Genomic DNA, 9,060 nt, shown 5'->3' with positions numbered 1-9,060 from the left:
TGCCCGGGGCGGAGGAGGCCCGGCCACCGCTCGTGCCCGCGGCCCGTCCCGACCCGCTGCCCCTGTCGTTCGCGCAGCGGCGGCTCTGGTTCCTCGACCAGCTCGAGGCGGAGTCGGGCGTCTACAACCTGCCGGTGGCGCTCGGGGTGACCGGCGCGATCGACGTCGGGGCGCTGCGGGCGGCGGTGGCGGACGTGGTGACCAGGCACGAGGTGCTGCGGACGGTCTATCCGACGGTCGACGGCCGGCCGGTCCAACGGGTGCTTCCGGCCGAGGAAGCCCGGGTGCCGCTACTGCTCGCCGGAGCGGACGAGGAACGGATCAGGGCCGAGGCGGTCCGGGGTTTCGAGCTCGCCGAGGAGCTTCCGCTGCGCGTCGCGCTGTTCTCCGCCGCGCCGACGGAGCACGTCCTGCTGCTGGTGCTCCACCACATCGCGGGCGACGGCTGGTCGCTGACCCCGCTCGCCCGCGACCTCGTCCAGGCGTACGCGGACCGCCGCGACGGATTGGCCCCGACCTGGACGCCGCTGCCCGTGCAGTACGCGGACTACACGCTCTGGCAGCGCGCCCTGTTCGGCACGGCCGACGATCCCGCCAGCCCGCGGGCCCGGCAGACCGCCTACTGGACGCAGGCCCTGGCGGATCTGCCCGACGAGCTCGACCTCCCCGCGGACCGGCCGCGCCCCGCCCACCCCACCTACCGCGCCGACCGGATCGCCTTCGACCTCGACGCCGCCACCCACCAGGCGCTCACCGGGCTGGCCCGCGACACCGGAGCCAGCCTGTTCATGGTCATGCAGGCGGCCTACGCGGCCCTGCTGACCAGGCTCGGCGCGGGCGCCGACCTCCCGATCGGCTCCCCCGTCGCCGGACGCACCGACGAAGCGCTCCACGACCTCGTCGGCATGTTCGTGAACATGCTCGTCCTGCGCACCGACACCTCCGGCGACCCGACGTTCCGGCAGCTCATCGCCCGGGTCCGCGAGACCGATCTGTCGGCCTACGTCCACCAGGATCTTCCGTTCGAACATCTCGTGGAGGCCCTGTCGCCCGCCCGTGTCCTCGGCCGGCATCCGCTGTTCCAGGTGGTCCTCTCCCTCCAGGAGGACGCCGTGCCCCCGCCCGGCCCGGACGGCCTGACGATCACGGTCGCCGACCCGGGCCCCGGCGCCGCCAAGTTCGATCTGGCCCTCTATCTGGCGGAGCGGCACGCCGCCGACGGCACGCCCGCCGGCCTGTCCGCACACCTCGAATACGCCCTCGACCTGTACGACCCGGCCACCGCCCGGGAGCTCGCCGACCGGTTCCAGCGCCTACTCACGGCGTTCGTCACCGACCCCGACGCTCCGATCGGCGCCGCCGACCTCCTGACCGGACGCGAGCGGAGCGCCGCCCTGGCGCAGCCCGTCCGCCATCCCGGCCGCGCGACCGTCCACCGGCGGTTCGAGGAGCAGGCAGCCCGCACCCCCGACGCCCCGGCCGTCACCTTCGACGGCCGCACCCTCACCTACCGGCAGCTCAACGAACGCGCCAACCAGGTCGCCCACGCTCTGGCCGCCCGGGGCGCGGCGCCGGAACGGCTCGTCGCCGTCGCCCTGCCGCGCTCCCTGGAGCTGGTCGTCGCGATCCTCGGCGTGCTGAAGACCGGCGCGGCCTACCTGCCGATCGACCCCGGCTATCCGGCCGAACGGATCGCGTTCCTGCGCCGGGACGCCCGCCCCGTCCTGACGGTCGACGAGCTTCCCCCGGAGGGCGGCCCGGTGGGGAACCCGGACGTCGCCGTGGATCCCGCCCACCCGGCGTACGTGATCTACACGTCGGGCTCCACCGGCAGGCCCAAGGGCGTGGTGGTCCCGCATCAGAACGTCATCCGGCTGATGGCGGGGTTCGACCTCGGCCCGGACGCGGTCTGGACCCTCTTCCACTCGGCCGCGTTCGACTTCTCGGTGTGGGAGTTGTGGGGTCCGCTGCTGCACGGCGGGCGGCTGGTCGTCGTCCCCGCGCTGACGGCCCGGTCGCCAGGCGCCTTCCTGGACCTGCTCGCGGCGGAGAAGGTCACGGTCCTCAGCCAGACGCCGTCGGCGTTCTACCGGCTGATGGCCGCCGACGACGGCCGTGATCTCGCCCTGCGCCAGGTCGTGTTCGGCGGTGAGGCGCTCGATCCGGCCCGGCTCACCGGCTGGAACCGTCCCACCGAACTGATCAACATGTACGGGATCACCGAGACGACCGTCCACGTCACTCGCACGTCCGTCACCCGCACGTCCGAGCCGGGCGACGGGATCGGCGTCCCGCTGCCCGACCTGGCCGTCCGGCTGCTGGACGAGCGGCTGCGGCCCGTCCCGGACGGAGTCGTCGGCGAGATCCATGTGGCGGGCGACGGCCTGGCCCGCGGCTACCAGGGACGGGCGGCGCTGACCGCCGACCGGTTCGTGGCCTGCCCGTTCGGCGAGCCGGGCGGCCGGATGTACCGGACCGGCGACCTGGTCCGCCGCACCGGGGACGGCCTGCTCGAATACCTGGGCCGTGCCGACTTCCAGGTGAAGGTCCGCGGTTTCCGGATCGAGCTCGGCGAGATAGAGACCGTCCACGCCAGGCATCCGGCCGTCGGCCAGAACGCGGTGCTGGCCCGCGAGGACCGGCCGGGCGACAAACGGCTCGTCGCCTATGTGGTGCCCGCGAGCGGCGAGGAGCCGGGCCCCGAGTTCGCGGCGGAGCTGCGCCGGTTCGCCGCCGAGCATCTGCCCGAGTACATGGTGCCGTCGGCGTTCGTGTTCCTGCCGGACTTCCCGCTCACCCCGAACGGCAAGCTCGACCGCAACGCCCTGCCTGCTCCCGATCTCGCGGCCGCCGCCGAGGGCCGCGCGCCCGAAGGGGCGGCGGAGGAGGAGCTGGCGGCCCTGTTCGCGCAGGCGCTCGGGCTGGAGAAGGTCGCGGCCGACGTCAGCTTCTTCGACCTGGGCGGCGACTCGATCGTCGCGATGCGGCTGGTCGGGCTGGCCCGGCAGGCCGGGCTCGAACTGTCGCCGCGCGCGGTCTTCACCCACCAGACCGTCGAGGCGCTGGTCGCGGCGCGGAGCGGCCCGCAGGACGCCGAGCTGGGCCTCGGGGTGCTGCTGCCGATCCGCTCCGGCGGCGACCGCGCCCCGCTGTTCTGCGTGCATCCGGCGGGCGGGCTCGCCTGGCCGTACTTCGGGCTGCTCCGCACCCTGCCGCCGGGCCGTCCCGTCTACGGGCTCCAGGCGCGCGGCTTCCTCGACCCTGACGAGGCGCTGCACGCGTCGGTGGCCGAGGCGGCCCGTGATCATGTCGCGCAGATCAGGTCGGTGCAGCCGCACGGTCCCTACCACCTGACCGGCTACTCGCTCGGCGGGCTCATCGCCTACGAGGCGGCGTGCCTGCTCCAGGCGGAGGGGGAGGAGATCGGGCTGCTCGCGCTGATCGACTCCTTCCACTCCCAGGATCTGAACGCCGACCGTCGGGAGGTGATCCCCGAGCTGCTGGAGGCCGCCGGGATCTCCGAGGAGATCGCGGGCGACCCGTCCGCGCCGGACGTCGCCGCCGTCATGGCCGAGCTGCGCGCCAAGGGCAGCGCCTTCGCCAGCCTCGACGACCACGGCCTGATCGCGCTCTACCGCAACTACGAGAACGGCATGAAGATCACCGAGGTCTACCGGCCCGGCCCCTACCAGGGCGACGTCCTGTTCTTCACCGCGCTGGAAGGCCGCACCCCGCAGTCGCCGACGGCCGAGGAGAACTGGGGCCCGCTGGTCTCCGGGACGATCAAGAACGAGCCGCTGAACACCGCGCACCATCTGCTGATGGAGCCGGAGCCGCTCGCCGCGATCGCCCGCGTGCTGCTCGGCAATCTTCCCTAGATAGGCTCTGAACCCCACATATCGGAGGAATCATGACGAACCCCTTTGACGATCCGGACGGCCGCTTCCTCGTCCTGGTCAACCACGAGGGCCAGCACTCGCTGTGGCCCGCGTTCGCCGACGTCCCCGCCGGCTGGACCGTGGCCAAGTCCGAGGACACCCGGGCCGCGTGTGTGGAGTTCGTCGAGTCCGAGTGGACCGACCTGCGGCCCAAGTCACTGATCGAAGCGATGGGCGCCTGACCCTTGCAGATCAAGGTCACCGAATGGGCCATGGAGATGCTGGACCTCCAAGACCTGCGGACCGGTCCGCTGCCCTCGGGGGAGATGACCTTCAGCCTGGCGGGGGTTCCGTCCCCTGACTTCAACCGCGCCCTCTACGCGACGGTGGGCGCCCGGGTCTGCTGGACCGACCGGTTCGGCTGGACCCACGACGACTGGGTGAAATGGGTGGACCGCCCGCAGCTCGCGACCTGGATCGCGATGGCGGAGGGCACCGTCGCCGGGTACTTCGAGCTGGAGGCCCAGACCGGCGGGGACACCGAGATCCATCTGGTCGGGCTCGTCCCCGCCTTCGTGGGCCGCGGATTCGGCGGGTACCTCGTCGAGCAGTGCGTCCGGCGGGCCTGGCAGCGCGACCAGCTCTGGGCGGAGGGCTTCGGCCCGACCCGCAGGGTGCACCTGCGCACCTCGACCCTCGACCACCCCACCGCCAAGGCCAACTACCTGCGGCGCGGGTTCGCGACCGCGGAGGAGGAGACGTTCGTGAAGGACGTCCCCGACCCGCGCCAGGCCCCGTGGCCGCTGCCGGGCGACCCCCGGCTCGACCGTCTCGTGCACGACGACGACTGAGATACGGCGATTGAGATACGACGACTGAGATACGAGGATTGAGAACGACGATGAGCTGGCTGCGCTGCCCGACCCCGCGCCCCTGGGCGACCACCCGCCTGGTTTGCTTCCCGCACGCGGGCGGCTCGGCCGTCGCCTACCGGAACTGGTCGGTCAGCCCGGCCGTCGAGGTCCACTCCGTGCAGTATCCGGGCCGTGCCGACCGGATGGCCGACCCGCTGCCCACCGATCTCGTGCAGGTCGCCCGGTACGCGGCCGCCGCGCTGGCGCCGCTCCAGGACCGGCCGATGGCGCTGTTCGGGCACAGCATGGGCGCCGTCGTCGCCTATGAGACAGCCCGGCTGCTCACCGCGAAGGGCACGCCGCCCGTCCACCTGTTCGTGTCGGCGGGGCTGCCCGCCCACCGGATGGGCGAACGCCGTCCCGTCGCCGTCGACGACGATGACGCCCTGGTCGCCGAGCTGCTGCGGCTCGGCGGCAGCGACGCCGCCGCGTTCGCCGACCCCGAGCTCAGGGAGCTCGTCCTGCCCTACATCCGGGCCGACTTCCGGATGCTCCAGCGGTACCGGCACGCCCCCGGCACACCGCTGACGATCCCGGTCTCCGCCTACCTCGGCGAGGCCGACCGCGACGTGTCCGTCGAGCGCGCCGCCCGCTGGGCGGAGCTCACCACGGGCCCGTTCGAGCAGCGGGTCTTCTCCGGCGATCACTTCTACCTGGCCGAGCAGCGCGACGAACTGCTCGGCGAGATCATGAAGACGCTGAACGTCCCGCTCTGATTGGGCCCTCTCAAGCCCCTGCTCCGGACGTACCGTCAAGGCGGTCGGTGTAGGAGATGGTCGCATGGGCGTCGAAATCCGGGTGGAAGGTCTCAAGAAGACCTTCGGACGACAGGTCATCTGGGAGGACGTGTCGTTCACGATCCCGGCCGGACAGATCTCGGCTCTGCTCGGCCCGTCGGGGACGGGCAAATCGGTGTTCCTCAAGAATCTGATCGGGCTGCTGCGGCCGGACCGCGGCCATGTCTGGGTCGACGGCGTGGACGTCCCCGACCTGCGTGAACGCCGCCTGTACGAGCTGCGCCGCCGGTTCGGGGTGCTGTTCCAGGACGGCGCGCTGTTCGGCTCGATGAGCGTCTACGACAATGTGGCGTTCCCGCTGCGCGAGCACACGAAGTTCAACGAGACCAAGGTCCGCGAGATCGTCATGTCGAAGATGGAGATGGTCGGCATGACCGGGGCGGAGAAGAAGCTCCCCGGCGAGATCTCCGGCGGGATGCGCAAGCGGGCCGGGCTGGCGCGTGCGCTGGTCCTCGAACCGGAGATCATCCTCTGTGACGAGCCGGACTCGGGCCTCGACCCGGTCCGCACGTCCTATCTGAACCAGCTCTTCGTGGACATCAACTACGAGACGAACGCGACGATCCTGATCGTCACCCACGACATCGGCACCGCCCGGGTGCTGCCCGACAACATGGGGCTGCTGTTCCGGCGCGGCCTGGTGATGTTCGGGCCCCGGGAGATGATGCTGTCCAGCCAGGACGCCGCGGTCAACCAGTTCCTCAACGCCCGCCGCGAGGGCCCGATCGGGATGGCGGAGGAGAAGGACGCCGCGGAACTGGCGGGGGAGGCGGCGAACGGCTGGCGGAGCGCCGCCAAACCGGCGCCGATCCCGCCGCAGATCATGCCGTCGAACGGCAGGCCGCGGGCATCGCAGCTCCGGCCCGGCCAGTGGCTCCAGTCGCACGGCGTCCAGGCGCCACCGGGCTCGTTCATCGACGACCAGGGCCGCGACTGGCTCATCGACTGGGAGAGGCTGACCCGCCAGTCCGAGGGTCCTCCACCACCTCGGAAGGTGTGACGGGCAGCCGTACCGTGACGGCCAGCCCGCCCAGGGGCGGGGCGGCGGCCGTCAGGGTCCCGTCGTGGGCGGCGGCGATCGCCCGGACGATCGACAGTCCGAGCCCGGCGCCGTCGGCGGACAGGGTGCGGTCCTGGAGCCGGCGGAACGGTTCGAACAGTCCCTCCACGGCGGCCGGGTCGATCACCGGACCGGTGCTGGCGACGGTCAGGACGGTCTCACCGCCGTCCGAGCGGGTCTCTATCGCGATCTCGCCGCGGGCGTCGTTGTGCTTGACGGCGTTCTCCACCAGATTCTGGACGAGCCGTTCCAGCAGCACCGGATCGCCCGTGACCGGGGCGGGTTCGAGCCGGGCGGTGACCTTGAGCCCTTCGGGCAGCAGCTCCACGGCCCGTGCGGCGTAGGGCCGCAGATCGGCGGGGACGGGATCGACGATCGGGTTCTCGCTGTCGGCCAGCGCCAGCAGCCCGTCGATCAGCCGTTCGTGCCGGGCGTTGACGACCAGCAGGTCCGTGCCGAGCCGTTTGACGTCGTCGGTCGCCGACGGCCGCCGCATCGCGATGTCGACCATGGTCCGGTTGAGGGCGAGTGGGGTGCGCAGCTCGTGGGAGGCGTTGGCGACGAACCGGCGCTGCCCGTCGAACGAGCGGTCCAGGCGCTCCATCATCACGTCGAAGCTGTCGGCGAGCTCCTTGACGTCGTCGCGCGGCCCCCGGTAGCCGATCCGCGCCGACAGATCGCGGCTGACCGCGACGCCCTTGGCCGTCGCGGTGATCCGGTGCAGCGGGCGGAGCGCCCGCCCGGCCAGCAGCCAGCCCGCCCCGAACGCCGCCAGCGCGGTGATCGTCAGCGCGATCGCGCCCTGCGCGAGCAGCGAGTTCAGCACCTCCTGGTTGCCCTCGTCGATGATCTTCCGGAGCTCCGCGGTGGTGATGGTCCTGGTCTGGACGAAGCCGGGATCGAGCGGGGTCGCCGGGGTCGCCGTGGCGGCCGTGACCGCCTCGCCGGGGATGACGGCGACGGTCCGCGACGCCGGACGCATCCCCGAGCCGGTCAGGCTCTGATCCATCAGGAGATAGGTGACGCCGAGCAGCACCACCCCGGCCAGCAGGAACAGCGACCCGTACAGCAGGGTCAGGCGAAGCCGCAGCGTCATGGGATCTGGTACCCCGCTCCCGGAATCGTGTGGATGACCGGCGGTTCGCCCAGCTTCTTGCGGAGCTTCATCACGGTGACGCGGACGGTGTTGGTGAACGGGTCGGTGTGGGCGTCCCACACCTTCTCCAGCAGGTGTTCGGCCGAGACGGCGGCGCCGTCGGCGCGCAGCAGCTCGGTGAGCACCCCGAACTCCTTGTTGGCGAAGGAGACGTACTCGCCGTCGCGGAACACCTGGCGGCGGCCCGGATCGAGCCGGATCCCGGCCCGCTCCAGCACCGGGACTGCCGCGGATCCGGTGCGCCGGCCCAGCGCCTGCACCCTGGCGACCAGTTCGTCGAACGCGAACGGTTTCGGAAGGTAGTCGTCGGCGCCGAGCCGGAGCCCGGCCACCCGCGCCTTCACCTCGGACGCGGCGGTCAGCATGAGCACCTTGACGGTGCCGCCGACGATCTCCCGGCAGACGTCGTCGCCGTGGACTTCCGGCAGGTCCCGGTCGAGAATCAGCACGTCGTAGTCATGGACGGCCAGATGATCGAGGGCCGCCCGCCCGTCGTGGACGACGTCCACGGCCAGCGCCTCGCCCCGCAGCCCCTCGGCGATCAGGTCGGCCAGCATGGTCTCGTCCTCGGCGATCAGAACCCTCATGTGACGCACGGTAACCGAATCGGGTTAACGCCGAGATAACCAGCATCGGTTACGGCCCGGTTAGCGGTCGGCGCGTTGACTGCTTCCCGACCGGCCGGGAGCAGCCCGGCCCTTGTTCGGGGAGGCCTCATGCGCACGCTACTCGGCGCTTCCATGATCTTGATGCTGGGGCTCGGCCTGGCCGCCTGCGGCGGTGACGGCGGAGCCGCGCCGACCGGAAAGGAGACGGCCGCGGTCTCCGACGGCGTCAAGTTCGCCCGCTGTATGCGGGAGAACGGCGTCCCGATGGAGGACCCGAAGCCGGGCAACACCCTGACGATCGGCGCCGACGCCGGCGATCCGAAGGCGACGAAGGCGTTCGAGGCGTGCAAGCGGTTCGCGCCCGTGCCCCAGGGCGGTGACTTCAAGCGGTCGCCGCAGGAGCTCGCCGCGCTCGCCAAATACGCCAAGTGCATGAGGGAGCACGGGATCGACATGCCCGACCCGCGGGCCGACGGCGGGCCGTCGGCCGCGATGAAGGACGGCGACATGCCGAAGGTCGAGGCCGCGAGCAAGGCGTGCGCCGGGCTCCTCCCGGGCGGCGAGTGATGCGGGGAAAGGTCCTGCTGGCCGCCGGGGGAGCGGTCGTGATCACCGGGGCGGGGCTGGCCGCCACCGGGCTGGTCGGC

At 71.9% G+C, this 9,060-nt stretch carries 8 protein-coding genes; 6 read left to right on the top strand and 2 right to left on the bottom strand.

The window, feature by feature from the left end; genetic code table 11:
- From ACYVE7_RS22905 to ACYVE7_RS22885, 5 genes are all read left to right on the top strand, one after another.
- The coding region (locus tag ACYVE7_RS22905) for a non-ribosomal peptide synthetase (RefSeq protein WP_460367062.1) at positions 1-3,878 on the top strand (3,878 nt) is incomplete at its 5' end.
- Positions 3,879-3,910: 32 nt separating this feature from the next.
- Positions 3,911-4,120, top strand: coding sequence for an MbtH family protein (locus tag ACYVE7_RS22900; protein ID WP_460367061.1), 210 nt, complete (start codon positions 3,911-3,913; stop codon positions 4,118-4,120).
- A 3-nt stretch (positions 4,121-4,123) separates the two neighbouring features.
- Positions 4,124-4,729 carry a GNAT family N-acetyltransferase gene (locus ACYVE7_RS22895; RefSeq protein ID WP_460367060.1) on the top strand — a complete coding sequence of 202 codons (606 nt, stop codon included), beginning with the start codon at positions 4,124-4,126 and terminating at the stop codon, positions 4,727-4,729.
- 50 nt (positions 4,730-4,779) lie between these two features.
- On the top strand, positions 4,780-5,508 hold the full coding sequence (locus ACYVE7_RS22890) for a thioesterase II family protein (protein WP_460367059.1): 729 nt from the start codon (positions 4,780-4,782) through the stop codon (positions 5,506-5,508).
- A gap of 64 nt (positions 5,509-5,572) precedes the next feature.
- Positions 5,573-6,589 (top strand): ABC transporter ATP-binding protein, encoded by a 1,017-nt coding sequence (locus ACYVE7_RS22885; protein ID WP_460367058.1) that lies wholly within the window; start codon positions 5,573-5,575, stop codon positions 6,587-6,589.
- Here ACYVE7_RS22885 and ACYVE7_RS22880 read toward each other — a convergent pair.
- Both ACYVE7_RS22880 and ACYVE7_RS22875 read right to left on the bottom strand, forming a co-directional pair.
- Positions 6,528-7,745: a sensor histidine kinase gene (locus ACYVE7_RS22880; RefSeq protein WP_460367057.1), complete on the bottom strand. Its 1,218-nt coding sequence runs from the start codon at positions 7,743-7,745 to the stop codon at positions 6,528-6,530. The two genes, ACYVE7_RS22885 and ACYVE7_RS22880, sit on opposite strands and share 62 nt — an antisense overlap.
- Positions 7,742-8,392, bottom strand: a complete 651-nt coding sequence (locus ACYVE7_RS22875; RefSeq protein ID WP_460367056.1) for a response regulator transcription factor — start codon at positions 8,390-8,392, stop codon at positions 7,742-7,744. The genes ACYVE7_RS22880 and ACYVE7_RS22875 overlap by 4 nt, the downstream gene beginning before the upstream one ends.
- A 153-nt stretch (positions 8,393-8,545) precedes the next feature.
- Between ACYVE7_RS22875 and ACYVE7_RS22870 the strand changes: the two genes are divergently transcribed.
- The gene (locus ACYVE7_RS22870; protein WP_460367055.1) at positions 8,546-8,980 is read left to right on the top strand and encodes a hypothetical protein; all 435 of its coding nucleotides are present in this window, start codon (positions 8,546-8,548) and stop codon (positions 8,978-8,980) included.
- Positions 8,981-9,060 lie beyond the last annotated feature (80 nt).

The organism is Actinocorallia lasiicapitis, assembly GCF_054778695.1.
The sequence above is the reverse complement of the archived record's forward strand: the minus strand, read 5'-3'. Positions and strand labels throughout refer to the sequence as shown.